The 26510-nt window shown below is 63.8% G+C and carries 27 protein-coding genes and 4 pseudogenes; 9 read left to right on the top strand and 22 right to left on the bottom strand.

Features of this window, described 5'->3' with window-relative positions; genetic code table 11:
* Positions 1–20: 20 nt before the first annotated feature.
* Entirely contained in the window at positions 21–1319 is a 1299-nt protein-coding gene (locus tag BVER_RS01980; RefSeq protein WP_050451866.1) for a c-type cytochrome, read from the bottom strand.
* A 21-nt stretch (positions 1320–1340) separates the two neighbouring features.
* Positions 1341–2084 (bottom strand): c-type cytochrome, encoded by a 744-nt coding sequence (locus BVER_RS01975; RefSeq protein ID WP_050451865.1) that lies wholly within the window; start codon positions 2082–2084, stop codon positions 1341–1343.
* Between the two features lie 487 nt (positions 2085–2571).
* Between BVER_RS01975 and BVER_RS01970 the strand changes: the two genes are divergently transcribed.
* Complete coding sequence (locus BVER_RS01970) at positions 2572–3504, top strand: CopD family protein (RefSeq protein ID WP_050451864.1); 933 nt, start codon at positions 2572–2574, stop codon at positions 3502–3504.
* A gap of 15 nt (positions 3505–3519) precedes the next feature.
* Here BVER_RS01970 and BVER_RS01965 read toward each other — a convergent pair whose 3' ends face one another.
* From BVER_RS01965 to hda, 8 genes are all read right to left on the bottom strand, one after another.
* Positions 3520–4923, bottom strand: a complete 1404-nt coding sequence (locus BVER_RS01965) for a metallophosphoesterase (RefSeq protein ID WP_050451863.1) — start codon at positions 4921–4923, stop codon at positions 3520–3522.
* Positions 4924–5096: 173 nt separating this feature from the next.
* A complete protein-coding gene (locus BVER_RS01960; protein WP_050451862.1) occupies positions 5097–5396 on the bottom strand; it encodes a hypothetical protein in 300 nt (99 codons plus the stop codon).
* Positions 5397–5558: 162 nt separating this feature from the next.
* Positions 5559–6374 (bottom strand): 3-methyl-2-oxobutanoate hydroxymethyltransferase, encoded by an 816-nt coding sequence (gene panB, locus BVER_RS01955; RefSeq protein WP_050451861.1) that lies wholly within the window; start codon positions 6372–6374, stop codon positions 5559–5561.
* A gap of 25 nt (positions 6375–6399) precedes the next feature.
* On the bottom strand, positions 6400–7080 hold the full coding sequence (locus BVER_RS01950; protein ID WP_050451860.1) for a deoxynucleoside kinase: 681 nt from the start codon (positions 7078–7080) through the stop codon (positions 6400–6402).
* Positions 7077–7631 carry a 2-amino-4-hydroxy-6-hydroxymethyldihydropteridine diphosphokinase gene (folK, locus tag BVER_RS01945; RefSeq protein ID WP_050451859.1) on the bottom strand — a complete coding sequence of 185 codons (555 nt, stop codon included), beginning with the start codon at positions 7629–7631 and terminating at the stop codon, positions 7077–7079. The genes BVER_RS01950 and folK overlap by 4 nt, the downstream gene beginning before the upstream one ends.
* Before the next feature lie 115 nt (positions 7632–7746).
* On the bottom strand, positions 7747–9324 hold the full coding sequence (gene pcnB, locus BVER_RS01940; protein WP_050451858.1) for a polynucleotide adenylyltransferase PcnB: 1578 nt from the start codon (positions 9322–9324) through the stop codon (positions 7747–7749).
* Positions 9317–10003: a histidinol-phosphatase gene (locus tag BVER_RS01935; RefSeq protein WP_050451857.1), complete on the bottom strand. Its 687-nt coding sequence runs from the start codon at positions 10001–10003 to the stop codon at positions 9317–9319. Before BVER_RS01935 ends, pcnB begins: the two co-directional genes overlap by 8 nt.
* Before the next feature lie 11 nt (positions 10004–10014).
* Positions 10015–10809, bottom strand: coding sequence for a DnaA regulatory inactivator Hda (gene hda / locus BVER_RS01930; RefSeq protein WP_050451856.1), 795 nt, complete (start codon positions 10807–10809; stop codon positions 10015–10017).
* Between the two features lie 235 nt (positions 10810–11044).
* On the opposite strand from hda, the gene purM reads away from it, so the two are divergent.
* Complete coding sequence (purM, locus tag BVER_RS01925; RefSeq protein ID WP_050451907.1) at positions 11045–12100, top strand: phosphoribosylformylglycinamidine cyclo-ligase; 1056 nt, start codon at positions 11045–11047, stop codon at positions 12098–12100.
* Positions 12101–12168: 68 nt separating this feature from the next.
* Here purM and BVER_RS29755 read toward each other — a convergent pair whose 3' ends face one another.
* The 5 genes and pseudogenes from BVER_RS29755 to mutL all read right to left on the bottom strand — a co-directional run bounded on the left by BVER_RS29755 (position 12169) and on the right by mutL (position 16933).
* The gene (locus BVER_RS29755; RefSeq protein ID WP_232316336.1) at positions 12169–13275 is read right to left on the bottom strand and encodes a type II toxin-antitoxin system HipA family toxin; all 1107 of its coding nucleotides are present in this window, start codon (positions 13273–13275) and stop codon (positions 12169–12171) included.
* Positions 13276–13354: 79 nt separating this feature from the next.
* Positions 13355–13600, bottom strand: a pseudogene (locus BVER_RS33230) (HipA N-terminal domain-containing protein); the annotation flags it as partial.
* A gap of 26 nt (positions 13601–13626) precedes the next feature.
* Positions 13627–13920 (bottom strand): helix-turn-helix domain-containing protein, encoded by a 294-nt coding sequence (locus tag BVER_RS01910; protein WP_050451906.1) that lies wholly within the window; start codon positions 13918–13920, stop codon positions 13627–13629.
* Positions 13921–13988: 68 nt separating this feature from the next.
* A complete protein-coding gene (gene miaA, locus BVER_RS01905) occupies positions 13989–14969 on the bottom strand; it encodes a tRNA (adenosine(37)-N6)-dimethylallyltransferase MiaA (protein ID WP_050451853.1) in 981 nt (326 codons plus the stop codon).
* Positions 14966–16933: a DNA mismatch repair endonuclease MutL gene (mutL, locus tag BVER_RS01900; RefSeq protein ID WP_050451851.1), complete on the bottom strand. Its 1968-nt coding sequence runs from the start codon at positions 16931–16933 to the stop codon at positions 14966–14968. The genes miaA and mutL overlap by 4 nt, the downstream gene beginning before the upstream one ends.
* A gap of 194 nt (positions 16934–17127) precedes the next feature.
* Here mutL and BVER_RS01895 point away from each other — a divergent pair, with 194 nt between their 5' ends.
* On the top strand, positions 17128–17787 hold the full coding sequence (locus BVER_RS01895; RefSeq protein ID WP_050451850.1) for a DedA family protein: 660 nt from the start codon (positions 17128–17130) through the stop codon (positions 17785–17787).
* Between the two features lie 80 nt (positions 17788–17867).
* On the opposite strand, the pseudogene BVER_RS29750 reads toward BVER_RS01895, so the two are convergent.
* A pseudogene (locus tag BVER_RS29750) lies at positions 17868–18050 on the bottom strand (GlsB/YeaQ/YmgE family stress response membrane protein); the annotation flags it as partial.
* On the opposite strand from BVER_RS29750, the gene BVER_RS33225 reads away from it, so the two are divergent.
* Both BVER_RS33225 and BVER_RS32210 read left to right on the top strand, forming a co-directional pair.
* Complete coding sequence (locus BVER_RS33225; RefSeq protein WP_232316337.1) at positions 17961–18149, top strand: hypothetical protein; 189 nt, start codon at positions 17961–17963, stop codon at positions 18147–18149. The pseudogene BVER_RS29750 and the gene BVER_RS33225 sit on opposite strands and share 90 nt — an antisense overlap.
* A gap of 226 nt (positions 18150–18375) precedes the next feature.
* On the top strand, positions 18376–18528 hold the full coding sequence (locus BVER_RS32210) for a hypothetical protein (protein ID WP_198155118.1): 153 nt from the start codon (positions 18376–18378) through the stop codon (positions 18526–18528).
* Positions 18529–18550: 22 nt separating this feature from the next.
* Here the strand turns inward: BVER_RS32210 and BVER_RS32205 are convergent, their stop codons facing one another.
* Positions 18551–18733 carry a hypothetical protein gene (locus tag BVER_RS32205; RefSeq protein WP_198155120.1) on the bottom strand — a complete coding sequence of 61 codons (183 nt, stop codon included), beginning with the start codon at positions 18731–18733 and terminating at the stop codon, positions 18551–18553.
* A gap of 13 nt (positions 18734–18746) precedes the next feature.
* Here BVER_RS32205 and BVER_RS01885 point away from each other — a divergent pair, with 13 nt between their 5' ends.
* From BVER_RS01885 to BVER_RS01875, 3 genes are read left to right on the top strand one after another with little or no spacing between them, the layout of a single operon-like run.
* Complete coding sequence (locus BVER_RS01885) at positions 18747–19595, top strand: peptidoglycan DD-metalloendopeptidase family protein (protein WP_232316335.1); 849 nt, start codon at positions 18747–18749, stop codon at positions 19593–19595.
* Positions 19596–19634: 39 nt separating this feature from the next.
* Positions 19635–20198 (top strand): outer membrane protein assembly factor BamE, encoded by a 564-nt coding sequence (locus BVER_RS01880; RefSeq protein ID WP_050451844.1) that lies wholly within the window; start codon positions 19635–19637, stop codon positions 20196–20198.
* 51 nt (positions 20199–20249) lie between these two features.
* On the top strand, positions 20250–20597 hold the full coding sequence (locus BVER_RS01875; protein WP_232316334.1) for a hypothetical protein: 348 nt from the start codon (positions 20250–20252) through the stop codon (positions 20595–20597).
* A 331-nt stretch (positions 20598–20928) separates the two neighbouring features.
* On the opposite strand, the gene BVER_RS01870 is transcribed toward BVER_RS01875, so the two are convergent.
* Together BVER_RS01870 and BVER_RS01865 are read right to left on the bottom strand one after the other, a co-directional pair.
* Entirely contained in the window at positions 20929–21438 is a 510-nt protein-coding gene (locus BVER_RS01870; RefSeq protein WP_083452004.1) for a hypothetical protein, read from the bottom strand.
* Between the two features lie 151 nt (positions 21439–21589).
* Positions 21590–22276, bottom strand: a pseudogene (locus tag BVER_RS01865) (glycine zipper 2TM domain-containing protein).
* Positions 22277–22463: 187 nt separating this feature from the next.
* Between BVER_RS01865 and BVER_RS01860 the strand changes: the two are divergent.
* Positions 22464–23357: pseudogene (locus BVER_RS01860) on the top strand (glutamate/aspartate ABC transporter substrate-binding protein).
* A 12-nt stretch (positions 23358–23369) separates the two neighbouring features.
* Here the strand turns inward: BVER_RS01860 and BVER_RS01855 are convergent.
* From BVER_RS01855 to BVER_RS01845, 3 genes are all read right to left on the bottom strand, one after another.
* A complete protein-coding gene (locus BVER_RS01855) occupies positions 23370–23924 on the bottom strand; it encodes a carboxymuconolactone decarboxylase family protein (RefSeq protein ID WP_050451842.1) in 555 nt (184 codons plus the stop codon).
* A gap of 15 nt (positions 23925–23939) precedes the next feature.
* Complete coding sequence (locus BVER_RS01850; RefSeq protein ID WP_050451841.1) at positions 23940–25277, bottom strand: aspartate aminotransferase family protein; 1338 nt, start codon at positions 25275–25277, stop codon at positions 23940–23942.
* A gap of 108 nt (positions 25278–25385) precedes the next feature.
* Positions 25386–26246 (bottom strand): MurR/RpiR family transcriptional regulator, encoded by an 861-nt coding sequence (locus tag BVER_RS01845; RefSeq protein ID WP_050451840.1) that lies wholly within the window; start codon positions 26244–26246, stop codon positions 25386–25388.
* Between the last annotated feature and the right edge of the window lie 264 nt (positions 26247–26510).

Here is a 26510-nt window from a genome sequence, read left to right as displayed (position 1 = left end):
GCCGATGGACTAGAAAGTCATCAGTCGAGCGGCGCCGAACGCAGGTTGCTCACTTGCTGCGGCGACACCGGCGTGCCGTGGTTGCCCCACGACATACGGATGTACGTCACGACCGCCGCCACTTCCGTGTCCGACAGCGCTTGCGCGAACGGCGGCATGCCGTGCGGCATCGGGTTGCCTTCCGTGCTCGGCGGATAACCGCCGTTGAGCGTCATGCGGATCGGGTTGACGGCCGACGGCATCTGGATCGACTGGTTGTTCGCCAGCGGCGGATACGCCGGCGGCTTGCCCAGACCGTTTTCCGCGTGGCACTTCGCGCAGTTCTCGGTGTAGACCTTCTTGCCCATCGTTAGCAGTTCGCCGCCGAACTTTTCGGACGTTTCCAGCTGGATCGATTCCGGCGCTTCCTTCTTCTGCGGGATCGACTTCAGGTACGTCGAGATCGCGTTGATGTCCGCGTCGGTCATGTATTGCAAGCTGTTGTGGACGACTTCGGCCATCGGGCCGAACACCGCGCCACGCTGCGACACGCCGGTCTTCAGCAGATCGTTGATGTCCTTGATGTCCCAGTCGCCCAGGCCGGCTTCCTTGTTCGACGTCAGCGACGGCGCGTACCAGTTCTGCAGCGGGATCAGGCCGCCGGCGAAGGCCGCCGAGCTGACCGGGCCGCCCATCGCGTTGATCGAGGTGTGGCACATGCCGCAGTGGCCGAGGCCTTCGACCAGATACGCGCCACGGTTCCACTCGACCGACTTGGTCGGATCAGCCTTGTACTCGCCTTCCGAGAAGAACAGCGTGCGCCAGCCGATCAGCAGGTTGCGGTTGTTGAACGGGAAACGCAGTTCATGCGGACGGCTCGGTTCCGAGACCGGCGCGACCGAGCGCAGATACGCGTAGATCGCGTCCGAATCGGCGCGCGAAACCTTCGTGTAACTCGTGAACGGGAAGCCCGGATAAAGCAGCGAACCGTCTTTCGAACGGCCGGTGTGCATCGCGCGATAGAAGTCGTCGGAGGTCCACTTGCCGATGCCGTATTGATCGTCCGGCGTGATGTTCGGCGTGAACATCGTGCCGAAGGGCGTAGCCATCGGCAGGCCGCCGGCGAATTGCTTGCCGCCGCGAACCGTGTGGCAGGCGATACAGTCGCCGGCGCGCGCAAGGTATTCACCTTGTTTGATGAGCGCGGCCTTGTCGGCCGGCGTCGCCGCGACGGCGCCGCCCGAGTGCAGGTTTTCGCCGCCCGACCAGAGGACGGCGGCGGCTGCGACGGCTGCCACCACGACAGCCGAGGAAAGTGCGAACAGGGACTTGCGTTTCATTGTGTTGTCGCTCCAGACGCCTTATTGCGGTTCGCTGCCGCAGGTCAGCGGCATCTTCAACGAGCCAGCGGGCGCGGGCACCGGGTTGACGGGTGCTTGTTGCGTGGAGAGCCACGCGGCGACGGCGGTCACGTCGTCGTCGGTCAGGCGCGAGGCGATCTGCTGCATGCAATCGGGTGCCTTCGCGTGACGCGTGCCCGACTTCCATGCGCCGACCTGCGCGCTGATGTAATCCGAATGCAGGCCCACGAGACCCGGAATGGCCGGCTGCATGCCGGTCAGACCCGAGCCGTGACAGGCCGCGCACGCGGGGATGTTTTTCGATGCATCGCCGTGCAGCACGATCTGCTGGCCGTGCGCGAGCGTCGTGGCCGACTGGTTCGACTTGGCCGGCTGCGGATACGGCGGACGCTGATTCGAGAAGTACGTCGCGATCTGGTGAAGGTAGTCGTCCGAGAGATACGTGACGAGGTAGTTCATCGGCGGGTATTTGCGCCGGCCTTCACGGAAATTCTGGAGCTGGTTGTAAAGATAGTCGGCAGGTTTGCCGGCAAGACGCGGGAAATAGTCGTTGTCCGTGCCTTCGCCATGAACACCGTGACACGCCGTGCAACCCTGCACGCGCGCGGCCATCGTGTCGGGCGCGATCATTTGATTCGGCGCCGGGGCTTGTGCATGAGCCGCGCTGAAGGCGCCAGCGCTGCCGATCAGTGCCAAAGCGAGCAGCGGACGGAAAATGCGTCTTGAAAACACGCGACACTCCATGAAATTCGGGGTCCTGCCGAGCTTCGTGCGGCTCGGTGCGAAGGTGGCGAACCACGGCCACGCAAAAGTGGCGGAGGGTGGCGGACCACGGCCGCAGCGGCTCGACGAGCCTCTGATGCGACGCGGAATTCTATCATCGTCGGCTGATGATGACTATTTGATGCAATCTGTAAGTGTTTGTTCGACGCGTTTTGCGCCTTTGTCGCGACAATATGCCGCGCGGCCTTTGACCGCCACGTCAGTTTGTGCTGCGCTGCGGTGGCGTGTTCTTCTTCGACAAACGCTGGACTAAAACCGACGATCGCGATGATCGTTGCGTCCCGTGTGTCGCAAGCTTAGGAAGCGCGATCCAAAGTATCAAGGCGATTCGGAAGATGCCGCGAGTGAGCGCATCGTTTAGACTTCGCCGCCATGAACACGCGCATGTTTCGCACCCGATGACGGTTCTTCTCCCGATTCCCGCCGACGCCGGTCCGGATAGCACGCCATGACCGGCGATCCGCTCAATCTCGCGCAGATCGCCTTCGCCGCGCTGGGCGATATGTCGCTTGTGTGCGCGCTCGGCGCGTTGCTGCTCGACGGCTGGCTGTGCCATGAACGGGCGTTCCTGGCGAGTTCGCCGTCGCAGCGGGCGTGGCGGCGGGCATCGCGCGCGACGTTTCTGGCGGCGATCCTGCTCGCGTTTTGTCATTTTGTGTCGCTGTGGCTGCAGGCGGCGGCGATGAGCGGCTCGCCCATCGCCGAGGCCGGCGCGTCCTTGTGGCTCGTCGGCACGGCGACGCATGCGGGCATCGGCTGGTCGGTGGCGCTGGCGGGCAGTGTGCTGCTGGCATCGGCGGCGGCGCGCGGCCCGATGACGTCGTCGCGCATGATGTTCGCGCTCGTCGGCGCGCTGATCGCGGCGGCGGGCAAGTCGGCGATCGGTCACGCGGCGGATGCCGGCGCGTTTTCCTTCGCCGAAGCGGTTCAGACCGTGCATCTGCTCGCGACGGGCGTGTGGGGCGGCCTCGTGATAGCGGGCGCGCTGGCCGTATTGCCCGCGCTCGATGCGCCGCTCGCGCGCGCCAGCCTCTTGCGCATCGTGTCCGGCATGTCGCGCGCGGCGACGATCGCGATCGGCTTCGTGATCGCGACGGGCGTATATAACGCGTGGCGGGGCATCGGCGGATCGGCGTCGGTGCTGACGACGAGTACGTGGGGTCACGCGCTCGTCGTGAAGATCGTGCTCGTGATGGGCGCGCTGGCGATCGGCTCGATCAACCGCTGGCGCGCCATGCCCAAGCTGCAACGCAGCGGCTCGACCGCCGACGCCCACGCGGTCATCGCTCTGATGCGGCTCGAAGCCGTGTCGATGGCGGGCGTGTTCGTGGCGGCATCGGTGCTGTCGCATAGCGTGCCGGGCATGGCGATGATGGGCTGACGCCAGCCGCCGCATTCAACGCACGTACTTCATGCTGACGTCCTGACTCCAGTACTGATTCCAGCACTGGTTCGTGTACGGCGCGCAGATGTAGCTCGTCGCCGTGTCCGCGCTCGTATCGATTTCGACGATCCGCACGGGATTCGTCGTGGTCGAGTGGAACGCCTGCAAATAGGCGACGGCGTTATTGCCTCCAGCCGACACGACGCGGCGCGCCGCATCGCCTTCGTGACCCGAAAACACGAAGCGCACATTCGGATTGTTCTTGATCACAGTGTTGTAAATTTGCTGCGGGCTGCTGATGCCGTAGCCGCCGTTGTCGGCACGAATGGCGCCGCTGCTGTTGAGAAATGAATGCGTGACGATGATCACGTTGCGCGTCGGCATGCTCTTGATGATCTGATCGGCCCAGGTCAGCGCGTCTGCGCGCGGCCACAGTTCGAGCGATACCACCAGCCACTTGAGACCGCCTGCTTCGAAGGTGCTGTAGACGTTGGCCAGATCGCCCGAGGCGAATTGACCGGCGAGGCTGCCGTTGCTGAACCGGCCTTTGAAATAGCCGTTGAAGTTTGGGTATTGGCGCACGGTTTCCCAGGTCTTTTCGCCGGGGCATGCGGAGCCGCCCGCGCAGACGGCGCGCGTATCGTGGTTGCCGACGCTCAGCAAGTACGGCAGTTTGACCTGTTCGAGCCGCTTGATCGCCTCGCTCGCCATGTCGTATTGGGGCGTATCGCGCTCGCCCCAATTCACGACGTTGCCGCTATGCAACACATATTGCAGGTTCAGCGAGTAGTGGCCGTCGACCAGAAACTGCGTGCGATTGCCGAAGCGTTTGTCGTCTTTACCGCCGCCGTCGACGCCGATTTCCATCTGCGTGTCGGGCATCACAGCGATGCTGAACTTCGGGTTGGCGCGCGCCCAGAACATCACGCCTTCGCTGATCCAGCCATCGGCTTTGAGCATCGACTGGTCGGCCGGCGTGACCGCATAGCGATGCATGCCGTTTCGGATGAAGCGATACACCGGCACGTTGCAATCGGCCGCGTTATCGGGCGATGCAAAGAAGCCGCCGCCGTCCAGTTGATAGCCCGCCGCGATCGCCGATTGCTGATTGGTGGTCCAGAAGAAGTCGTGCGTTGTGGGGTGGTACATGCGCCACAGCGTCACGAGCCCGTTGGCCGGACCCGATGCCGCCAGGAACGCGACGCCGCGCTTATCGGTGAAACCGTAGCTCTGCGCCGCGCTGTCGATTTCACTCGATGTCGGCGTGAGCAGATTGGCCTGAGACTGCGGATTGACCGATTGATAGACCGGCATGGTCATCGTCGAACAATCGGGCGCGGCCGAGACCGGCGCGATGACGGCGGCACCGGCAAGCATCAGCGCGAACTTGCACACTTGCTTCGAAACACCAAACATGGGCAACTCCAGGAATCGAAAGTGACGCGGCTTTCACCCGTTGGTCCGATTCCATACGCTATGGATACCGAACTAAACGCGGTGCAAATTCTTTCGAATTGAAAGCCGACCTTCGACGATAGAGCGCCTACCTCGCTGGTGACAATACGAAAATTCCGATCGTGCGCGTGGACTTACTCGTACCCGATCCGATGACTGACGATCGGCGCGCAAAACAAGCCGAGCGCGCAGCCGACGATCTTCCCCTGCAGTTCGACATAAGCCGTGTGCACATCGACGGCGAACACGATCTGCAGAATCTGCGGCAGGCAGAACACGAACGCCGCGCAGAGGAACCACTGCGTCACCGTGGCGATACGCCAGCCGCGCTGCGCGCCGATGGCCGCCGCGACCACGCGCGCCACGCCGAATGCGACGAGCGCGCCGACCGTGAGCTGGGCGCGAAGGGTTTCATCGGGAAGGGCGTGCCACATGGTTGTTCTCTGTTATGGGTGACTGTCGCCAAGCGTAAGCGCAAGAAGCTCACCAGTATGTACGACAAAACGCAGTTCGCGCACTTAAGCGAAGAAAGCGAAAGCCAAGAAAGCGAAAGGGCGCCGATTGGCGCCCTTCGACTGCCCGAAGCCCGGAGACGATCAGAACGTGTGCTCGGGTCCGGGGAAACTGCCGTCCTTCACCGCGTGCACGAAGGCTTCGACTGCCGCGAAAATACTCGGCTGACCCTGCATGAAATCCTTCACGAAGCGCGGACGTTTACCGGGGAAAACGCCCAGCATGTCGTGCAGCACCAGCACTTGTCCCGAACAGTCGATGCCCGCGCCGATGCCGATCGTCGGAATCGCCAGGCTCGCCGTGACTTCGCGGGCGAGCAGCGTCGGCACCGCTTCGATCACCAGCAGTTGCGCACCGGCTTCCTGCAACGCGACGGCATCGCGCTTCATCTGCTCGGCGGCCGCTTCCGACTTGCCTTGCACCTTGAAGCCGCCGAACGCGTGCACCGATTGCGGCGTCAGTCCGACATGGCCGCATACGGGAATCGAACGCTGCACGAGAAAGCGCACCGTGTCCGCGAGCCATTCGCCGCCTTCGATCTTCACCATTGCCGCGCCCGCGCGCATCAGCCGGACGGCGTGCGCGTACGTTTCTTCCTTCGAGCCGAGCGTGCCGAACGGCATGTCCGCGACGATCAGCGCGCTCTTGCTGCCGCGCGCGACCGACGCCGTGTGATACGCGATATCGTCGAGTGTCACGGGCAGCGTCGTGCCGTGCCCTTGCAGCACGTTGCCGAGCGAATCGCCGATCAGCATCACGTCGACGCCCGCGCGATCGAGCAACGCCGCGAAGCTCGCGTCGTAGCAGGTGAGCATCGCGATGCGTTCGCCCGCTTCGCGCATGGCCTGGAGTTTGGGGACGGTGATCGTCGAGCGATTCGTTTCCTGCAGATACGTCATGATCGTTTCGGTAAAAAAGCGCGCGTCAGACCGACACGCCTTTGACAAAGAATTCCTTGCGCCCGCGCATCGATTCGATACGCTCGACCAGCAGCGCGAGATCGTCTTCCGATGCCAGCGGATTCAGATTTTCCGCGTTCACGGTCAGCACGGGCGCGCCGTCGTAGTGATAGAAGAAATCGTTGTAGGCATCGGTCAATGCGCGCAGATACGAATCCGAAATTTGCAGTTCCATCGGCAGCGCGCGCTTCTGGATACGCGAGAACAGCACTTCGGGGCTCGCCTGAAGATACACCACGAGATCCGGCGCGGGCCCGCTCGTGCCGATCCGCGACGCGATGTCCCTATACAACGCGAACTCGTCGTCGGCCAGCGTGAGGCGCGCGAAGACCTCGCTCTTCTGCGTGATGAAGTCGGCCATCAGCGGCGTATCGGCGGCGAACAGATCGGCGGCCTCGCGCGTTTGCGTCACGCGTTGCAGCGCGAAGCTCAGTTGCGTCGCGAGCGCGTGGCGCGAGGTATCGCGATAGAAGCGTTCGAGAAACGGATTGTCCTGCGGACGTTCGAACAGCGTGCGCATCGACCAGCGTTCGGCGAGCAGCGTCGCGAGCGTGGTCTTGCCGACGCCGATCGGTCCTTCGATCGCGATATATCGATGCGGCGGCCGCATCTGCGGCGCGGTGACGGTGAGTGGCGGAACGCTCATCGGCAATTATTCTTGGTTGAGGTGGCTTCGGCGGCTTCTGCCGTCTTGGGCGTGCCGTGCACCATGCACTGACAGGCGGCGACTTTCTCGATGCGCTGATCCGCGACGCTCTCGACAAAGGCATCGGCGCGGCCGCGTTGCGGCACGATCAGATCGGGTTCGAGTTCGATCAGCGGCACCAGCACGAAGGCGCGCTCCGTCATGCGCGGATGCGGCACGATGAGATCCATTTCATCGATGCTCGACGCGCCGTACAACAGGATGTCGAGGTCCAGCGTGCGCGGCGCGTTGCGATACGGCCGCTCGCGCCCGAACTGCTCCTCGATCATGTGACACAGGCGCAGCAGCGAACGCGCGGGCAGCGTGGTTTCGAGCTTCACCACGCAATTGAAATAATCGTCACCGCTGGAATCGATCGGCGCGGTGCGATAGACGCTGGATTTCGCGAGCACCGTGATCGTGTGCTGTTGGGCGAGACACACGACGGCGTCTTTCAGGGTCTGGCGCGCATCGCCGAGATTCGCTCCCAGTCCCAGATAAGCAATCGTCATGGCAGAAGTCCTACGCGTGATCGAAGGCGGAAGGCGGCGCGCTTGCTTGCACGCAAAGCAACCTGTGCGCAGGCGAGACGTGAACCGCTATCCGCTACTGTATCGAAAACTCGCGTTACTCGTTGTCCGCGCCTTCGCGTGTGTGCGGCGCGCCGGAATCGTGCGTATCGTGCGACTCGCCGGCTTCGCCCGCATCGTGTTGCTCGGCCGGCGCGCCATCGCCCGACTTGCGTTTGGCGTTGCTGCGACGACGACGCTTCTTCGGCGCATTGCGATCCTTGCCGCCTTGCGTGAGCATCGCTTCGCGCGCCGCGTGATCGCCGTCGATGAAGTCGGTCCACCACTGACCGATCTCCGCATCGAGCTCGCCCGATTCGCAACGCAGTAGCAGGAAATCATACGCCGCTCTGAATCTTTGGTGTTCCAGCACCTTGAAGGCGGTGCGGCCGCGTTTTTCGAGGCGTTGCTGCAAGCCCCAGATCTCGCGCATATCCGACGAGTAACGCTTGTGGATGGCGAGTTTCTCGGTCTGCATGTCGAGCACGTCGTCCATCGCGCGATGAATCGCGGGCACCGGATACTCGCCGTTCGCGGTGTATTGCTGCCAGCGCGTCTGCACGTCGTGCCACAAGAGCGTGGCGAACAAAAAGCCCGGCGATACGCCTTTGCCCGCGCGCACGCGTTCGTCCGTGCTGGTCAGCGCGAGCGTGACGAACTTCTCGCCGTGCGGCTGTTCGAGCACGACATCGAGCAAGGGCAATACGCCGTGATGCAAGCCTTCCTGACGCAGACGCGTGAGACACGCGAGCGCGTGGCCGGACAGCAGCAGCTTCAACATCTCGTCGAACAGACGCGCGGCCGGCACGCTGTTCAGCGCATCGGCGAGTTCGGTGATCGGCGCGCGCGTGGCGTCGTCGATCTCGAAGCCGAGCTTGGCCGCGAAACGCGCCACGCGCAGCATGCGCACCGGGTCTTCGCGATAACGCGTGGCCGGATCGCCGATCATGCGCAGCAGACGCGCGCGGACATCGGCCATGCCGTCGTGATAATCCAGCACGGTTTGCGTGGCCGGATCGTAGTACATCGCGTTGATGGTGAAATCGCGGCGCGTGGCGTCTTCGTGCTGCTCGCCCCAGACGTTGTCGCGCAGCACGCGGCCGCTCGCGTCGACGGCGTGCGTGCGGCTGTCGAGCTCGCCGCGCTTCAGACGACGCGGCGGTTCCGGCGACGGTTCGGCGGGCGCATCGACGAGCGCGCGGAACGTCGACGTCTCGATGATTTCCTGCCCGAACTGCACATGCACGATCTGAAAACGACGCCCGATAATGCGCGCGCGCCGGAATAGCTTCTGCACCTGATCGGGCGTGGCGTCGGTCGCGACGTCGAAGTCCTTCGGCGGAATGCCGAGCAGCAGATCGCGCACCGCGCCGCCGACGATGAACGCGCGATGCCCCGCCTGTTGCAGGCCATCGGTGACGCGGATCGCGTTGCGCGAGATCAGCGAAGGATCGATGCCATGCACGTTCGACGACAGAATGACCGGCACGTTCGGGTCTCGACGGGGAGCGGCGGCGGTCTTCTTGCGTGGCGCCTTGCGTGCGGGCGTTGCTTCGGCTTCGGGCGTTGCCGCCGGCGCCTCGGCGGACTCGGCGCTTTCTTGTCCGAACAGCTTGCGGATGAGTTTTTTAATCACGAGTGTCGAAAAGATTCAGAATGCGCCAACCTTTGGCTTGCGCATGCGCGCGCAGCGTGTCGTCGGGATTGGTCGCGACGGGATCGGTCACGCGCTCGAGCAGCGGAATGTCGTTATGGGAATCGCTGTAGAAATAGCTGTGCTTGTAATCGTTGATGCTCTTGCCGAGCGACGCGAGCCATTGCTCCACACGCACGATCTTGCCTTCGCGATAACTCGGCGTGCCCATCGGGCGGCCGGTCAGCGCGCCCATCGGCTCGTTGCCGACGGTTTCCACCTCGCACGCGATCAGCGTCTCGATGCCGAAAGCTTCCGCGATCGGCGCGGTGATGAACGCATTGGTCGCGGTGACGAGGCAGCACAGATCGCCGTTGTCCTGATGCTCGCGCACCAGCGTAACGGCCGCCGGCACGATGCGCTGATTGATCACCTCCCGCATGTATTGCGCGTGCCAGTCCGTCAGTTGTTCGCGCGAATATCGGGCCAGCGGCGCGAGCATGGCGTGCAGATACGCGTTGATGTCGAGCACGCCCGCCTTGTAGTCGGCGTAGAAGGCATCGTTCTGGCGCGCGAAACTATCCGCGTCGACGATGCCGAGCTTGACCATGAAGCGACCCCATTCGTGGTCGCTGTCGGTCGGGATGAGCGTGTGGTCGAGATCAAAGAGGGCGAGGTTCATGGGAGCGCATTTTACTTGAAGCGGGTCGGATCGTTATCCGATGGAATAAAGCCGCTGCCGGGAGTCAGCAGATCGCCGGAAAGATCGTTCGGCGATGCGTAGGGATCGTCGGGAAACGGCAGGCTGCGCGTCTGGAGTACGTCGCGGATCAGATTCGTGTTCACCGCGCGTTTGGTTTCGAGCGAGAAGCGGTCGAGTTCGTCGAGCAGCGCCATCAGGCTCGGCATGTCGCGGCGATAGCGCCGCAGCAGATAGTCCGGCACGTCGTCGGCGAGCACGAGGCCGCGTTCGTGCGCGGCGTGCCTGAGCACGGCGGCTTTCGATTCGTCGGTGAGCGGCTGCAGATGAAATACCAGTCCCCAGCCGAGCCGCGTGCGCAGATCGTCGCGCACGTCCAGCGCGATGGGCGCGGCATTGCCGGCGGCGACCAGCGCGGCGGCGGGCGTCGCGCGCACTTCGTTGAAGAGATTAAACAGCGCGATCTGCTGCGCGGCGGACAGGCGATCGCAGTCGTCGACGGCATACAGCGTCACGCGCGGATCGAAACCGAACGCATTCAGCGCGCTCTGCGGACTCAGAAACCGCGCCGCGCCGTGCGATTCGTGGACCAGCGCATGCAGCAGATGACTGCGCCCGCTGCCCGGTTCGCCCCACACGTAGAACGTGCGATCCGCGAGCGGGCCGGCCGCGAGCGCGCCTTCGAGTTCGCGCAGGCGCGTCACGAGCTCGTGATTGCCTGTGGCGAAGAAATTGTCGAAGGTGGCGGGCGGCGGCGTGCCGAGATCGAGCGTCAGTTGGCGTTGCACGGGAAAGATGTCGTCGAAGCGTTACGTCGGGTGTTTCTCGAAAACAGGCGGTTTGGCCGCGCGAACACGCGCCGGGCGGCGTCCGGCGGGCGCATGCATCGGCGTCGACGGCATTTTTCGGATCGCATCCGATCTCGAAAAAAGCGCTTTCGACGATTTTGCGAATCGCGGGAACGCAGCCGGCCGGCTGTCATCGGGTAAAATCACATTTTACCGACCTTCTCGCACTCCCCCCATGAATCAGCCGAAAAACGCCTCCAACGCCCAAGGTTTGTCGTATCGCGACGCGGGCGTGGACATCGACGCGGGTGACGCGCTCGTCGATCGCATCAAGCCGTTTGCCAAAAAGACCTTGCGGGATGGCGTGCTGGGCGGCATCGGCGGCTTCGGCGCGCTGTTCGAGGTGCCGAAGAAGTACAAGGAGCCGGTGCTCGTGTCCGGCACGGACGGCGTCGGCACCAAGCTGCGCCTCGCGTTCACGCTGAACCGTCACGACACGGTCGGCCAGGATCTGGTCGCGATGAGCGTCAACGACATTCTGGTGCAGGGCGCGGAACCGTTGTTCTTCCTCGACTATTTCGCCTGCGGCAAGCTGGACGTCGACACGGCGGCGGACGTGGTGAAGGGCATTGCGACGGGTTGCGAACTGGCCGGTTGCGCGCTGATCGGCGGCGAGACGGCGGAAATGCCGGGCATGTATCCGGACGGCGAGTACGATCTCGCGGGCTTCGCGGTCGGCGCGGTGGAAAAGAGCAAGATCATCGACGGTTCGACCATCAAGCCGGGCGACGTCGTGCTCGGACTGGCATCGAGCGGCATTCATTCGAACGGGTATTCGCTGGTGCGCAAGATCATCGAGCGCGCGAATCCCGATCTCGACGCGGACTTCGACGGCCGCTCGCTCGCGGACGCGCTGATGGCGCCCACGCGCATCTACGTGAAGCCGCTGCTGTCGGCGATGCAGACCGTGACGGTGAAGGGCATGGCGCACATCACAGGCGGCGGGCTGGTCGAGAACATTCCGCGCGTGCTGCGCGAAGGGCTGACAGCGGAACTGGATCATCGCGCGTGGCCGCTGCCGCCGCTGTTCGCGTGGCTGCAGAAGCACGGCGGCGTCGCGGATGCGGAAATGCATCGCGTGTTCAATTGCGGCATCGGGATGGCGGTGATCGTCGCGGCCGAAGATGCGCAGGCGGCGACGGGCTTGCTGTCCGCGGCCGGCGAGCAGGTCTGGCAGATTGGCGTCGTGCGCGAGAGTCAGGCAGGAGAGGCGCAGACGGTGGTGGTTTGAGGCTGGTTGTAGCGGCCGATGAGCGAAAACCCTCGCGGATGGCGGGGGTTTTTGCTTTTTGGGGCGGATCAGTGTGACTTTGGTTTTGTCTTGGTCTGCGACTTACGGCCGGAACGCATCGTGACCAATTGCCCGTCCTTGTAAGCGATGTTCAAATTCGCTCCAATCTTGACGTCGTCGGGCAGATTCAAGCCCGCACGCGGGTGAGCGATCACTACGCCGTTGCCTGCATCCTGAAACACCGTGTTGGCTCGCAATGCAATGACGTCGCCGGTGTAGTACCCATCGGCCATGTCCGGTGCGATCGACGATTCCGGCATCGTTCCGTATGTCGTGTCACGCTCCCGTTCGACCAGCACGAAGCGCTGGCATGTTTCGATGTCACGCTCGCTGACGCCCGCCGCGCGGAACGCTTTCGGCCAGTGCGACAGAACTTCGATGAGCCGTTCCACTTCGGCATTCGCCTCGCTGCTCGTCAACATGAAGCGGCCCGCCTCCGATAACGCGTTGGCGATCGACGGTTCATGCGCTTGCACGCCGAGGATCAATTGCTGATAGCCGATGCCCTGAATCTGAGGCTGAAGATCGTAAGCGGGCGACAGCTTCCATTTGCCGTCGTGGTTGAGGAAGGCGTGATTTTTCTCGTGATCGTCGGTGTTCTCCATCAGGATGTTGAAGATCATCCGCCGAAACAACTGCCGGCTGTCTTCTCGCGGCTGTACAGAGTAGCGCCGCGCGATTTCCGCGAGATCCGCGTACGCTGCCGCGGCCACGTCGATGCTTTCGGCGATCAGCATCGTTCTGCCGCTGGCGAGATGTCGTCGATGGCCCGAATGCGTGCGATCGAAGCGCTCGACGAGAAGCATGTTTCTGCCGCGAATCGAGACGAGTCGCGAGTCGGGCACGTCGATTCCGCATATCTGCGCGAGGTGCAGCGAGGCGTACTCCACCGTGCTGACATCGATGGCATCGCCCTCGGCGGGAAACTTCGCAATCCAGTATCCGCCCTTCGTCCTGAATGATCGCCTTGGGCCGAGCGCCGCCGACGCTGCGACCGGGTTGAAGCAGACGGCGCAGACGTTCGTCGATCGGATCGTGCACTTCGATGGTATGGGCCGCCTTGGCCAACGCGTCGAGATCGGCTGCGTGAAACGCCTGATCGGCGGGCGTCTCATAGCGCTCGGAGGACCACGAAAACCCGAGCGCGCCGATGCGGTCTTCGCCAGCGAGCGCGAGATAGTCGATCGGCGAGCGGCGCACGGGGCGGAACGCGACATCGATGACGCGGCGTCCCCAGCGGTCCGGTCCGGCATCGTCGAAGATGGGATGAAGCTCCTGTCCCTGCTCGGGCTCGAATTCGCCCGGACGGAGTGGAAGATCCGGCGATAGCTCGATTGCCTGTCGGTCGTCGAGCCAGCTTCGCGCATAGGAGAAGAGACAGCGGCGTCCGCCGATCAGGCGAAGCGTGCCACACAGGCGCGGAGCGAGCGCATCGGGCATGTAAAACCAGACATGGAGTTCGTCGCTCATTTGCCGCTCTTCTTGCCGGAGAGATTGTGCAACTCCAGCATCAACGCGGTCTCGTCAGTCGCGGGATCGGCGATGCTCGCAAGAAACTGAACCCTGCCGATCAGCCAGAGCGCCGACGCGTAAACGCCGATAGACACGGTCGGATCGCCTTTCTCCATCTTCTGCAGCGTCGGCACGGACACCTGCATGCGTTCCGCGAAGTCGGCGAGCGTTTCACGCCGACGCTTACGGGCGAGACGCAAATTTTCGCCGAGCGCGCCGAGCGCGCGGGACGCGGGCGAGGGAAGCATGTCAGCAGCGGTCGAGCGACGCGGCATAAAAAATAGAATCAGAAATGGCTAAAAATTGAAATTATTCTTTATATTACTGCTGCTGGTTTCCGAGTTAAAGTCAGCAGCGAAGTCATCGCCCCCACCACCCGCTCCGTCGCCTCCTCCGCGCAACAATTCACCACCACCCGCTCCGGCATCGCCCTCAACCACGTCAATTGCCGCTTGCACAACTGCCGCGTCGCGAACACGCCTTTGTCGCGCATCTCGTCGTAGCGGTACGCGCCGTCCAGATATTCCCACGCTTGCCGATAGCCCACGCAGCGCATCGAAGGCATCGACAGATCGAGGTCGCCGCGCGCGCGTAGGCGTTTCACTTCGTCGATGAAGCCGTTCGCCAGCATCGCGTCGAAGCGCGCCGCGATGCGCGCGTGCAGCACCGACCGATCGGACGGTTCCAGCGCGATCGGCACGAAGCGATAGGGCGCATCGTCGGGAGACGCGACGCGCGGCGCGGCGAGCAGCGCCGACATCGGCTGGCCGGTCAGCAGGAAGATTTCGAGCGCGCGCTGAATCCGCTGCGAATCGTTCGGCGCGAGCCGCGCGGCCGTCGCCGGATCGACCGATGCGAGCCGTGCGTGCAGCGCCGGCCAGCCATCGCGGGCGGCGTCGGCGTCGGCGTCGAGCGTCGCGCGGATGCCGGCATCGGCGGTCGGGAGATCGTTGAGGCCTTGCGTCAGCGCCTTGTAGTAGAGCATCGTGCCGCCGACCAGCAAGGGCACGTTGCCGCGCGCGACGATTTCGCCGACCAGACGCAGCGCATCGGCGCGAAATTGCGCGGCGGAATACGACTGCGCGGGATCGATGACATCGATCAGATGATGCGGCGCCGCCGCGCGCTCTTCCGCGCTCGGCTTGGCCGTGCCGATATCCATCTCGCGATAGACCAGCGCCGAATCGACGCTGACGATCTCCACCGGATGCCGCGCCGCGAACGCCAGCGCGGCCGCCGTCTTGCCCGATGCCGTCGGGCCAAGCAAACACGCCACCTGAAGCATCGGCTGACTCATTGTCCGCGCATGAAAAGCCGGTCGAGGTCCGCGAGCGTGAGCTGGAACCAGGTCGGGCGGCCGTGATTGCACTGGTCGGCGCGTTCGGTCGCCTCCATCTGACGCAGCAGCGCGTTCATTTCGTCGAGCGTGAGACGCCGGTTCGCGCGCACCGCGTTGTGGCAGGCGAGCGTGCCGAGCAGTTCGTGTTGACGCTCGGTCAGCACGCGCGAGCCGCCATAGGCCTGAAGATCGGCGAGCACGGCGCGCGCGAGCGATTGCAGATCGGCGTCCTTCAGCAGCGCGGGCACGGCGCGGATCGCGATCGACGTCGGCGACAGCACCGCGAGATCGAAACCGAGCGCATCGAGCGTGGCGCGCTCTTCCTCGACGATACCGATTTCCACCGGTTCCGCCGTCATCGACACGGGAATCAGCAGCGGCTGCACGGCGATCGCGCGATCGGCGAGCGCGTGCTTGAACTGCTCGTAGAGAATGCGTTCGTGCGCGGCGTGCATATCGACGAGCACCAGTCCGCGGGCGTTCTGCGCGAGCACGTAAATGCCGTGAATCTGCCCGATGGCAAAGCCCAGCGGCTGCTCGTCGGCGTGCTCGAGCGGCGCGTTGTATGCGGGCGCGGGCTGTTCCGCGATCGCCATGGCCGGGTCGTCGAGATGCGTCGTCGCGTTCGGCGTGCCCGCGCCGGTGTCCTTGCGGCCGAACAGGGCGTCGTAGAGGGCGAGCGGCTGCGCGACGGGCAGCGTGCCTTGCGTCATGCGCGACTGGCGCATCCAGTTCGTGCCGTTTTCGCTCTTTAGCTGCAACGCGTCCGGCGTGCCGGCGAACGGCTTGGCGCTGAACGAGCTTGCGCCGGTCGGCTGCAATTGCGCCGCGTGTCGGCCAGAAGTCGTTTCCGGCGATGCCCCCGCATGCCGCGCCAACGCCCGCTGCACCGCATGAAACACATACTGGTGAATGGAGCGCGAATCGCGAAAACGCACTTCGATTTTCGACGGATGCACGTTCACATCGACGGATTCGGGCGGCAGATCCAGAAACAGCACATACGCGGGATAGCGATTGCCGTGCAGCACGTCCTCGTACGCGGCGCGCACGGCGTGCGTAAGCAACTTGTCGCGCACGAAACGGCCGTTCACGAAGAAATACTGCTGATCGGCGCGGCCGCGGCTCGCGGTCGGCAGACCGGCGCAGCCATATACGGCGAGCGGCCCAGCACGTTCGTCGAGCGGCAGATGCGAAGTCTCGAACACCTCGCCGAGAATCTTCGCGACGCGTGTTTGCGGATCGGTCGCGTTCCAGTGTTCGACGGCCTTGCCGTTGTGCATCACCGAAATCGCGACGTCCGGGCGCGCCAGCGCCGTGCGGCGGATCACGTCGAGACAATGGCCGAGTTCGGTCTGCTCGCTCTTCAGGAATTTACGGCGCGCGGGCGTGTTGAAGTACAGCTCGCGCACTTCCATCGTCGTGCCGACGGTGCCGGCGGCGGGCGAGATCGCGCCGGTCTGCGCGTCGATGCGCGTCGCGTGCGGGCAGTTGTCGGTGCGGCTCGTGATGAACAACTCGGCGACCGACGCGATCGACGCGATCGCCTCGCCGCGAAATCCGAGCGTGGCGACGGCTTCGAGATCGGCGAGCGAGCGGATTTTGCTGGTCGCGTGACGCAGCAGCGCGAGCGGCAGTTCGTTCGGCGGAATGCCGCAGCCGTCGTCGGCGATCACGATGCGCATCACGCCGCCTTCGTCCAGCGTGATGCGCAGCGTCTTCGCGCCCGCATCGAGCGCGTTTTCCAGCAGTTCCTTGACGACCGACGCCGGCCGTTCGACCACTTCGCCCGCCGCGATCTGGCTGATCAGCTGATCGGGCAGTTGCGCGATGGCGCGCGAACGGCGCACGAAATCGGCTGTCGAAGGGGCTGTCGCGTCAGCGCGGGTCACGCCGGCAGTGGGTTCGTTGAGATCGGCCATATCGAAATTATAGCGATTCGCGTCCGGGCGACGGTCGCGCCGACTGGTCCGCCAACCCGCCGCACGATGACGTCAGGATGCGCCGTTTTTAACCGTCGCGACGCGTCGGTTCGGTATCATGGCGCGACTCTTTTTTATTTGCCGAAGGCAATTCCGTTTGCTGAAAGGCCGGCCTAATTCTTCGAGGAAAGCTTTTGGACACGTTGCTGCAATTTCTGGGACTCATTCTTCACATCGACAAGTCGCTCGGTGTATTCATTCAGAACTACGGCGCATGGGTCTACGCGGTCCTGTTCCTGATCGTGTTCTGCGAAACCGGACTGGTCGTGCTGCCGTTTTTGCCGGGCGATTCGCTGCTATTTATCGGCGGCGCGTTCGCGGCCAGTCATGAGATGGATCTCGGTGCGCTGATCGTGCTGCTGCTGGTTGCGGCGGTGGTCGGCAATACGGTGAATTACTGGATCGGCCGCAAAATCGGGCCGAAGGTATTCGACACCAATATTCCCGTGCTCGAGCGCTTTCTGGATCGCGCCGCGCTGCAGAAGACGCATAACTTCTACGAACGCCACGGCGGCAAGACCATCGTGATCGCGCGTTTCGTGCCGGTGGTGCGCACGTTCGCGCCGTTCGTCGCGGGTGCATCGGCGATGAATCACGGCCGCTTTCAGACCTTCAATATTCTGGGCGCGCTGATCTGGGTATTGCTGCTGGTGCTGCTCGGATACTTCTTCGGCAACATTCCGTTCATCAAGCAATATCTGAACGTGATCGTGCTGGTGGGGATCGGCGCGGCCGTGGTGCCGATCGCGCTGGGCGCGCTGTGGAAGATGACGCGCCGCCGTTCGAAGGCGTGACGCGAAGAGGGAATTGAACGCGGGAAAAGAGGCCGTCGCACGACGGCCTCGTCGTCTGGATGACGCGTGACGCGGTGTAATCCGCGGCGAATCAGCCGGATAATGAAGATCAGCACGACTGCGCCGATGACGGCGGTAAGCAGCGAACCGAAGATGCCGCCGCCGAACGAGAAGTGGATCATGTCGAACAGCCAGTTGCCGACCACGCCGCCGACGATGCCGACGAGAATGTCGACCAGCACGCCGAAGCCTGCGCCGTTCATGATGAGCCCGGCGAGCCAGCCCGCCACGCCGCCGATGACCAGGCTGAGGAAAATGCCGTTTTGCAGAATATGCATGTTGTGAACCTTGATGAAAGATAAACGCTGCGAAAATGCGGTGGGAACCGCTTTCGGCGGCGCTCAATGTAGCCCAAGCGCGGCGCGCGTTCTGTCAAGGTTTGTCATAGCGAGACGGACGGGAAAGCCCGGTCCGTGCGTTGCGCGTAAGCTGGCGGGCGAAAAAATTTAGAACGCCAAAGCGCCGGGTTGTATCGTCGAAGTCACATCGGTTTAGTCGGATTTTGTAATGTTTTATGCTGTCGAAAAAATGTCCCGGGCGATCTCGCCGGGACAATGGGCCGCTCGCCGGAGCCTCGCGGTTCTGGCATCGAGCGTGGCGATGTTGCTGATGTCGGGTTGCGGCATACTTCGATGCGGCGGCACGTCGCTGTACGGCGTGGCGGTGAGTGTCTGCGCGTGAATGTCCGGTGCTCGAGCCGGTTTCAGGCGCGCGGCGAGAAGGCAAAAAAGACCAGAACGGGAAGCATGGGAATGTTGGTGTTGAATCGCACAGGTGATTTTGGTTTGCGTTCCGGCGTGGCCATCGCGGGCCTCAAGCTCGCGGCAATAGCGACGGCGGCGGCAATGGCGGCGACGTTGGCGGGATGCTCCTCGACGCCCCGCACGCCGGCTCCGATCGTGGAAAGTTCGGCGGTAAGCGCGCAGCTGGTCGTGCAAGGCACGGCGCCGGGCGTGACGCCCGCGCAGGTGACGCCGCTCGAGCCGATGTCCGCATCGCCGGCGGCGTCCGCGCCGGTCGAGGCCGGTTTCTATCGCGTGAAGCCGGGCGATACGTTGTACGGCATCGCGCGTCAGTTCAAGCAGAAACCGGACGATCTGACTAAGTGGAATACGCTTCCCGCAAGCAGGCAGGTGAATGTCGGGCAAGTGCTGCGCGTCGCGCCGCCGGGAAGCGCGGTGGCGTCGTCGGCGGCGGCGTCTGCTTTGGCTTCGGCGAGTGCATCGGCGTCCGGTTCGAAGATGGCGCAGCCGCTGTTGTTGCCGACGCCGGGTAAATCGGTCGCGGAAACGCCGGCCAAAAAGCCCGCGGGGAAGTCCGCCGAAAAGCCGGCAGCGGCCGAGAGCGAACAGAAATCCGCCGCGACCGCGTCGGCGGGCAAGGGCAGTTTCGTGTGGCCCGTGCACGGCGACATCGTGCGCAAGTTCGGCGCGAGCGGCAACAAGGGTATCGATATCGCCGGGAAGGTGGGTGCGCCCGTCAAGGCGGCGGCGTCGGGCAAGGTCGTGTACGCGGGTAGCGGGCTGCGTTCGTACGGGCGGATGATCATCGTGAAGCATCCGAACGATTACCTGACCGCCTACGCATACAACGAGAAGCTGCTGGTGAAGGAAGGCGACAGCGTCAAGCAGGGCGCGACGATCGCCGATATGGGCACGGGCCCGAGCGGCACGCCCGCGCTGCACTTCGAAGTCAGAAAGGCCGGCGCGGCGGTCGATCCGGTGCCGCTGCTCGGCGCGGGCGGCTGATCGGACGTATCGCGCAACGATGCGTCGAAGGAAAGGGACATGAAAAAGATCGTGCTCGCCGCGAGCCTCGCGGTGTCGTTCGCGGTGCCGTTGCTTGCAGGCTGCGACCAGCAGCAGAGTGATGAAGCGATGAACAAGCTCAAGGCGTTCTTCAACTCCGTGAAGCCGGACGAACTGCTGCTCAAGGATCTGAAGCCCGGCGAAACCACCGAGGCGCAGATTCGCGATCAGATGGGCAAGCCCGAAACCGAGCGCACCTTCACGGACGGCTCGAAGCGCTTCGAATATCCGCGCGGCCCGGCGGGTACGACGACCTGGTTTGTCGATCTCGACAGCAACGGCCGCTTCGTGTCGGCGACACAGGTGCTGACCGCGCAGAACATCGCCAAGGTGCGGCTCGGCATGACGATGGACGAAGTGCGCCGCCTGCTGGGCAAGCCGACTCAGATCGCAGAATTCCCGCTCAAGAAGGAGCGCGTCTGGAGCTGGCACTGGCTCGAAGACGGCGTGAATCGCGACGCGATGTTCAACGCGCATTTCGGGCCCGACGGCACTGTTGTGACGACTTCGCGTTCCGACACGGGGGCCGGTCGCGGGCGCTGACGAATCAGGCGGTTGAGGAGCGAGATGAGATACGACAAAAGAAAAAAATTGATGGAGGAGGCCGCGCGCTTTCGCGATCGCGCGGGGCTGGGCGACGCTCAGGGCGTCGCGCTGCTATGGGATTGCGGGCGCGGACATCGCTGGGACGATACGCTCGATCAGGCGCAGAACATTCGCTGCATGAATTGCGCATCGCAGCGGCGCGAGAACGAAACGAAGCGGCTGCGCGATATCGCGCAGGTGCGCGGCGGCTCGCTCGAAACGCAGGCGCAAACCGATGCCACGACGCCTCACGCTTGGCAATGCGCCTACGGACATCGATGGCGCGCCCATGCGCACGATGCCCAGCGCCGATGGTGCGCCGAATGCGCGCGAACGGTGTTCGCGGCGTACCGGTAGCGCGTGGCGTCGATGCGAGGCGTGCGAGTGATAAAAAGAAAAAGCCGGCGAATGCCGGCTTTTGAACGTCTATTGTGGAGCGCTGGCCTGTTCCGCCTGCTACCCGCCAGGCCGTTGGCAAAAGCGTGCGCCGCATTGCGTAACCGCATCCGCGTCAGACTGCGCTGTGCTTTTTCCCTCGGCTCGGCGAATGCCGCCCATCCTGTTTTTGGTCTCTCTTCGCGCGTGCTGCGCTTCCCCCGTGCGTGAAAAGAGTATCGCGGCAGCCGAATTGTCGTACCGTTCGCTTGCCAACATTCTTTTCGCTGGGCGACGAGAAAACAACACTCGCTCAATGCATCGACGACGCCAGTTCTTCGTGCATCGCGCGCGCGTCGGGCTTGTGGCCCGATCGCATGTTGGCCGCGATCAGCGATTGCGTCACCATGCGCGCTTCCGCCTGCGCGATATGCTCCAGCGATGCGTCGTCCAGTTGCGCCGAGAGGATCGTCAGCGCGTCGCAAAGATGCGCGTAGTCGCTGGCGTCGAGCGTCCATTGGTCGTTGCCGGTGTGACGCGTATCGACGCCGACCAGCGCTTCGTGCGCGCGGGTGATGTCGTCGGCGTAATCGGGCGCGTGGCCCAGCTGACACAGTTCCTCCGCGACCAGCAGATGGCGGCACAGCGTCATGAAGAGCGCCTGCGAGCCGTGTCCGCGATGGAACGCGTCGAGCGCCGTGTAGCACTGGATCAACATGCCGTTGACCATCGGTTCGCGCGCGTCGCGGCTGTAGGTCAGCGCGCGCAGCAGCGGCGACATCGCGGCGCGGCCGGCCTTGTGTTGCGTCGATTTCTTCTTCACGGAAAAGTCTCCCGAAAAAACGGTGCGTCCGGCTGAATCGATGGCCTCGGGACGCGGGGTGCGTTGAGCATGGAAAGCATCATCGCATCCGAAAATTAGCGCTGTCTTAAGTCAGGAATGCGACCGCCAGGACGCGATTCCGCAGCGAAATTCACGCCGGCGTCAGCGAATCGCCGGACACGCGCACCCGTTCGCCCACCGACACGGCTGGCGCGGCCTCGTAGTTGAAGCTGCGGACGCTGCCGTCGTTCATGCGCACCTGCACCTGATACGTCGTCGTCTTGTGCACGACATGCTAGATCTGGTTGCCCGCCAGCCCGCCGCCGATCGCACCAAGAATGGTCGCCGCCGTGCGGCCGCGCCCGTTGCCGATCTGCGTACCCGCCAGCCCGCCGACCACCGCGCCGCCGATCGCGCCGACGCCGGTCGTTGGCTGCGCGGATTGCACGGCGTTGACGGCCGTCACCTGACCCGCATAGGGATCGTAAGCGGGTGCGGTGTTTTCTGCTGGGTTCGTCACTGTGTTCACGCCATAAGCGGGTTGCGCGACGCTGCGTGTAACGGCCGGGCTCAGGTGATGCCCCCGCACCGCGCGCGGCAGCGGCGCATCGTGCTGAGCGACGGCTTTCGGCGCCGATGCGACCGCGCCCGCGTTGGCGACCTGCGAATCGACCAGCGGCGATGCCGTCACCGCCGATGCCGTGGCTTTCGACGACGGCAGCAAGCCTGTCATGGCCGCGATGCCGGTGCCGCACGCGAGGATGATCGACACGGCGGCGCCCGCGACCAGCGGATGGATACGCGACGGCTTCGTTTGAATCTGGGGAACGGCGTTCATGGCAGCGACTCCTGGTAGGTGCCTGCCTGCTTTAACGCGCGCCGCGCCGCGCGGTGCACGCGCAAGCTGTGACATTTGTAAGCAAAAATCGCGAGATTTCCGGCCGTCAGGGTGTTTACAGATGTTGTTTTTATTTTGTTTACGATAACATGTGTATCAATCTCCTTCGACCACTCCGGGAATCACCATGAAACACCAATCGTTGTTCGCCTTCGCGGCGGGTGCGCTCGTCGTGGGCGCGGTTCACGCGCAGGACGCCCAGACCACGCTCGCCAAGGTTCAGGGCGTGAATCTGATCGCCATCGGGCATCGCGAGACGTCGGTGCCGTTTTCATATGTCGATGCGAACAACAAGGTGATCGGTTTCTCGCAGGATCTCTGCAACAAGGTGATCGACGCCGTGAAGGCGCGCACGAAGCATCCCGATCTGCGCGTGCGCTTCATTCCGGTCACGTCGCAGAATCGCATCGCGCTGGTGCAGAACGGCACCGTCGATCTCGAGTGCGGCGTGACGACCAATCTCACCGCGCGGCAGAATCAGGTCGCGTTTCCGACACGTTCTTCGTCGCCACCACGCGTCTGCTGACGAAGAAGACCTCGGGCGTGAAGGATTTCGCCGATCTCGCGGGCAAGACCGTCGTGACGAATCAGGGCACGACGTCGGAGCGCATTCTCCGCAAGATGAACGAGGAGAAGAAGATGAACATGAGCATCATCAGCGCGAAGGATTACGGCGAAGGGCGCGCGACGCTGGAGACGGGCCGCGCCGTCGCCTACATGATGGACGACGTGCTTGCTTGCCGGTGCGCGCACGTGGACGGCGAATCCGGCGGATTGGGTGATCGTCGGCACGCCGCAGTCGTCGGAAGCGTACGGCTTCATGATGCGCAAGAACGATCCCGAATTCAAAAAGCTCGTCGATGACGCGATGACTCAGGTCATGACGAGCGGCGAGATCAAGGCGATGTACGACAAGTGGTTCACGAAGCCCGTACCGCCGAAGCACATCAACTTCGATTTCCCGATGAACGAGACGATGCAGAAACTCTACGCGAGCCCGAACGACAAGGCGTTCGAGTAACGGATCACGCCGTTATTCCGCGAAGGGCAACGCCGTTTGCCCTTGCGCGCGCATCTCGAAGGTGTTGAGCGTCATCGCGACGAGCGCGTAGTAGCCGAGCAGGCCGACGAGATTGATCACGACGGCGTGGCCGAAGCGTTGCACGGCGGCATCGTAGGTCGAGTCGGACACGCGCTTGTCTTCGTAAAGCTGCGTGGCGAAGCGATGGATCAGGTCGTCGTCGGCATCGTCGAAATGCGGCGTGGCGCCGGTGCGCAAGGCTTCGGCCGCGTCGGCCGGCACGCCCGCCGCCAGCGCGATCGGATGATGGATATGCCATTCCGCCTGCGAACGCCAGCGCGCGGCCGTCACGAGAATCGCCAGTTCCGACAGACGCAGCGGCAAACCGGTTTCGTAGCGGCAAAACGCGCCGAGTTTCTGCGCGTGCTGCGCCAGGTCGGGACTGAAAATCCAGCCGAGAAACGGGCCGTTCAGATTGCCGCGCGGGCCTTTGAGAATGTCGTCGAGCACGGCTTTCTGTTCCGGCGATGCATCGGCGATCTTGAATTCGGGAAGTCGTTGGCTCATGGTGGGCTCCGGGTTTTATCGTGCGCCGATGACGCTCAACGCGCCGTCGATCGCGTCGGACAGACGTTCGGCGATGGTCTCGATCTGCGCGCTCGTGCAGATGAACGGCGGCGCGAGCAACACATGATCGCCGTTTTTGCCGTCGACGGTGCCGCCCATCGGATACACCATCAGGCCGAACTTCATCGCTTCGCTCTTGATGACGGCGTGCAGCTTGTGCTTCGGATCGAACGCTTGCTTCGACGCCCGATCCCGCACCAGTTCGACGCCGACGAACAGCCCGCGCCCGCGAATATCGCCAATATGCGGATGCGCCGCGTGCCGCTCGCGCAGCGTCGCGCGCAACTGCTCGCCGCGCGCCTTCACGTTGTCGAGCAACGCGTCCTCGACGATCACCTTCTGCACAGCCAGCGCGGCCGCGCAAGCCGTCGCGTGACCGATATACGTGTGACCGTGCTGGAAGAATCCCGAACCGCCGACGATGGTGTCGTAGATCGCGTCGGACACGAGCGTCGCGCCGATCGCCTGATAGCCCGCGCCCAAACCCTTCGCGATGGCGAGGATATCGGGTGCGACGCCGTCTTCGTCGCAGGCGAACAGATGGCCGGTGCGGCCCATGCCGGACATGACTTCATCGAGGATCAGCAAGACGCCGTATTTGTCGCACACCGCGCGAATCTTGCGGAAGTACGCGCGCACCGGTGGCACCGCGCCGGCGGTCGCGCCGACCACGGTTTCGGCGACGAACGCCGCCACCGATTCCGCGCCGAGTTCGAGGATCTTCGCTTCGAGTTCGTCGGCGAGACGCTGCGCGAAGGCGTCGTCGGTTTCGCCCGCGCGCTGCTCGCGATACGCGAAGCACGGCGAGACGTGATGCGCTTCGATCAGAATCGGCAGGAACGGTTCGCGCCGCCATGCATTGCCGCCGATGGCGAGCGCGCCGAGCGTGTTGCCGTGATAGCTCTGACGCCGCGCAATGAAATGCCGTCGCGCCGGTTCGCCTTTTTCGACGAAATACTGGCGTGCGAGTTTGAGCGCGGCTTCCATCGCTTCCGAGCCGCCGGAGACGAAGTAGACGTGGCCCAAGCCTTTCGGCGCGGCATCGACGAGGAAATCGGCGAGTGCTTCGGCGGGTTCGCTGGTGAAGAACGAGGTGTGTGCGTAGGGCAATTGCGCGGCCTGCTGCTGGATCGCCTCGATCACGCGCGGATGGCTGTGGCCGAGGCACGACACGGCCGCGCCGCCGCAGGCGTCGATATAGCGCTTGCCGTTCGAATCGACGATTTCGATGCCATCGCCGCGCACGGCGACCGGCAAGTTGGCGCGCGGCGCGCGATGAAAAACCGTGGTCATGTCTGAGCCTTTCCGAAGAGCGCGACCCACGACGGCGCGCGATGCGCCATTTTAGTCCGATAACAACATATGTTGTCAATCATGTGATATTTGGCAACGTGCGATTTTTCAGCTTGCCGCGTAAGCCCCTTGCGCGTGCAGCGCGGCTTCAGCCTGTTCGAGATAGGCGACGGCATCCTTGCCTTCGAGCGCGAGCAGATGCGCGACCAGCATTTCCGCCAGCGCCGACGCCGCGACGAGCGACGGAAAGAACGACGGCGAATCGTGCGAAAAGATCAGCGTGTGATCGGCGTTCAGCGCGATCGGCGACACGGCGCTGTCCGTCAGCGCGATGAGCTTGCCGCCGCGCTCGACGGTCGCCTGCGCGACGCGCACGGCTTCGGCGGAATAGGGCGCGAAGCTGACGACGACCGTCGCATGCTTCTTCTCGATGCCGCGCAGTTGCATTTCGAGCGTGCCTGCTTCGCCGTTGATCAGACTCACCGATGGTCGAAACAGCCGATAGCCGTACAACAAGCCGAACGCGACCGGATAGCACGAGCAAAACCCCGCGACATGCACATGCGGCGCACGGCGCAACGCCTTCGCCGCCTCGACGATATTGGCCGCATTCTGCGACAGCGTGACATCGAGGTTATGCGACTGCGCCTGCGCGAGATCGTGACTCAACTGATTGTCCGATCCGCCTTTGACGAGCGAACGCGCGCGCGCGGTCAGCGGCTCGGGACGCGTACGCACGCGACTCACGAAAATTTCGCGCAATTCGTTCCAGCCGGGAAAGCCGAGTTGCTGCGAAAGCCGGACCATCGCGGCGGGCTGGACCTGCGCGCGCTCGGCGACCTTGCGCATCGAGAGGACGGCGACTTCGTCGGGATTGTCGAGCAGAAAGGCGGCGGCCGCCTGGAACTGCGGGCTCAGGGCGGGGAAACGCTCGCGGATGGTGGCGGCGAGTTGGTCGAAGGTGGGCACGGGTCGCGCGGAAAGGGCTGATGACACGCGATATTTAACCACTAAGTTTGCTGCGCGCATCGCGTCTAGCCGAAGGTTCTCGCGCTGAGCTCAATTTCGCGCGGAGTTGTGCCGTTATCGCGGCTTGGGAAGTTTTATCGAGTTGTGTGCGTCAAGTTGTGCAGAAATCGGATGCCGGTGGTTTCAGTTGATCCTTCTGTGCGACGTGCGGCGCGAAGGGCGTAGCCCGCAGCGCCGAACGCCGCGCGGCCGCTATGCAGCAGC

Origin of the sequence: Candidatus Burkholderia verschuerenii (genome assembly GCF_001189365.1) — a bacterium.
Lineage (GTDB): Bacteria > Pseudomonadota > Gammaproteobacteria > Burkholderiales > Burkholderiaceae > Caballeronia > Caballeronia verschuerenii.
Note: the sequence above shows the minus strand (reverse complement) of the source record. Positions and strands in the feature narration are given on the sequence as shown.

Coding starts and splice junctions, on each gene's coding strand:
- purM (WP_050451907.1), top strand. CDS start 11,045: ATGAATCAGCCGAAAAACGCCTCCAACGCCCAAGGTTTGTCGTATCGC.
- BVER_RS01970 (WP_050451864.1), top strand. CDS start 2,572: ATGACCGGCGATCCGCTCAATCTCGCGCAGATCGCCTTCGCCGCGCTG.
- miaA (WP_050451853.1), bottom strand. CDS start 14,969: ATGAGTCAGCCGATGCTTCAGGTGGCGTGTTTGCTTGGCCCGACGGCA.
- BVER_RS01975 (WP_050451865.1), bottom strand. CDS start 2,084: ATGGAGTGTCGCGTGTTTTCAAGACGCATTTTCCGTCCGCTGCTCGCT.
- BVER_RS01875 (WP_232316334.1), top strand. CDS start 20,250: ATGGAGGAGGCCGCGCGCTTTCGCGATCGCGCGGGGCTGGGCGACGCT.
- BVER_RS01850 (WP_050451841.1), bottom strand. CDS start 25,277: ATGACCACGGTTTTTCATCGCGCGCCGCGCGCCAACTTGCCGGTCGCC.
- folK (WP_050451859.1), bottom strand. CDS start 7,631: ATGACGATTGCTTATCTGGGACTGGGAGCGAATCTCGGCGATGCGCGC.
- BVER_RS01965 (WP_050451863.1), bottom strand. CDS start 4,923: ATGTTTGGTGTTTCGAAGCAAGTGTGCAAGTTCGCGCTGATGCTTGCC.
- BVER_RS01935 (WP_050451857.1), bottom strand. CDS start 10,003: ATGAACCTCGCCCTCTTTGATCTCGACCACACGCTCATCCCGACCGAC.
- BVER_RS32210 (WP_198155118.1), top strand. CDS start 18,376: ATGTCCCGGGCGATCTCGCCGGGACAATGGGCCGCTCGCCGGAGCCTC.
- BVER_RS29755 (WP_232316336.1), bottom strand. CDS start 13,275: ATGAGACGCCCGCCGATCAGGCGTTTCACGCAGCCGATCTCGACGCGT.
- BVER_RS01855 (WP_050451842.1), bottom strand. CDS start 23,924: ATGAGCCAACGACTTCCCGAATTCAAGATCGCCGATGCATCGCCGGAA.
- BVER_RS01880 (WP_050451844.1), top strand. CDS start 19,635: ATGAAAAAGATCGTGCTCGCCGCGAGCCTCGCGGTGTCGTTCGCGGTG.
- BVER_RS01980 (WP_050451866.1), bottom strand. CDS start 1,319: ATGAAACGCAAGTCCCTGTTCGCACTTTCCTCGGCTGTCGTGGTGGCA.
- BVER_RS01910 (WP_050451906.1), bottom strand. CDS start 13,920: ATGCTTCCCTCGCCCGCGTCCCGCGCGCTCGGCGCGCTCGGCGAAAAT.
- mutL (WP_050451851.1), bottom strand. CDS start 16,933: ATGGCCGATCTCAACGAACCCACTGCCGGCGTGACCCGCGCTGACGCG.
- BVER_RS01960 (WP_050451862.1), bottom strand. CDS start 5,396: ATGTGGCACGCCCTTCCCGATGAAACCCTTCGCGCCCAGCTCACGGTC.
- panB (WP_050451861.1), bottom strand. CDS start 6,374: ATGACGTATCTGCAGGAAACGAATCGCTCGACGATCACCGTCCCCAAA.
- BVER_RS01950 (WP_050451860.1), bottom strand. CDS start 7,080: ATGAGCGTTCCGCCACTCACCGTCACCGCGCCGCAGATGCGGCCGCCG.